The organism is Xanthomonas sp. SHU 308 (assembly GCF_000364645.1).
Lineage (GTDB): Bacteria > Pseudomonadota > Gammaproteobacteria > Xanthomonadales > Xanthomonadaceae > Xanthomonas_A > Xanthomonas_A sontii.
In genome coordinates, this window is record NZ_AQOK01000478.1 from 1 (window position 1) to 1,125 (window position 1,125).

The 1,125-nt window shown below is 71.8% G+C and carries 1 protein-coding gene; it reads right to left on the reverse strand.

The window, feature by feature from the left end; translation table 11 throughout:
* Positions 1-203: 203 nt before the first annotated feature.
* A partial coding sequence (locus D588_RS0114725; protein ID WP_051067878.1) for a PQQ-binding-like beta-propeller repeat protein occupies positions 204-1,125 on the reverse strand: 922 nt, incomplete at its 5' end.

The window sequence follows — 1,125 nt, forward strand, 5'->3', positions numbered from 1 at the left end:
TCGGGGTTTTTAGAGGTGCCCTGAAGTCGCTCCCACAATCGAGCAACATGCACGACCAATAGAAATCGCTGGTGCATGCGCCGCGCGTCGCCGCCGAAGCCGCGCTCACTCCAGGGACAGCACGTGCAGAGGCGTCACTGTGGGAGGGACTTCAGTCCCGACTGCATCACCCCCGAAACGCCGACCAGCCACCGCGCTCCGCTTCAGCGTGCCCCACCACCAGCCCGTGCACGGCGCCGCCGGCGCCAACGCCGCAGCAACATCACCACTCCCGCACACGAACTCAGCGCAGCGAGGCCCAGTACCGCCATGCGCACGCCGACGCCGTGCTGGAACACCACGTCCTTGCCGGTGCCGTCGAGCGTGTAGGCGACCACGTAGTCGCCCATCGTGCCCATGCCTTCGCGCCCGCCGGCCGCGATCACCACGTACTGCTTGCCCCCCACCGCATAGACCGAGGGCGTGGCCTGGCCGCCGGCCGGCAGCTTGGCCTCCCACAGGGTCTTGCCGGTGGCGCTGTCGAGCGCGCGCAGGCGCGCGTCGGCGGCCGCGGCGATGAAGGTCAGGCCACTGGCGGTGGTCACCGCGCCGCCGAGCAGCGGCGTGCCCACCTCCAGCGGCAGCCACGGCAGCTTCTCTTCCAGGGTACCGAGCGGGCGCTCCCAGGCGATCTTGCGCGTGCGCAGATCCACCGCCACCAGTCGCCCCCACGGCGGCTTGACGCAGGGAATGCCGCCGGAGGAGCTCAACATGCCGCGGCGCATGTAGTACGGCGTGCCTTCCATGTCGTTGAACTGCTGGTCCGGATGGCGCGCATGCTCGGCCTTGCTGAACTGGTCGCGCGGGATCAGCGCCACCTGCATCGGCAGGTCCGACACCGGCATGATCGCCAGCTGGCGCTGCGGATCCACCGCGATGCCGCCCCAGTTCACGCCGCCGGCCCAACCCGGCAGCGCGATCGTGCCGCGCACGCTGGGCGGGGTGAACAGGCCTTCCGAGCGCAGCCCGGCGATCAGCGCGGCGCATTCGCGGCGCGCGCCGGGCGTCGCCCCCCAGGCGTCGGCGGCGGTCAGCGGCGTGTGCCGCGCCAGGCGCAGCCCCGGTTCGGGCATCGGCTGGGGCGGC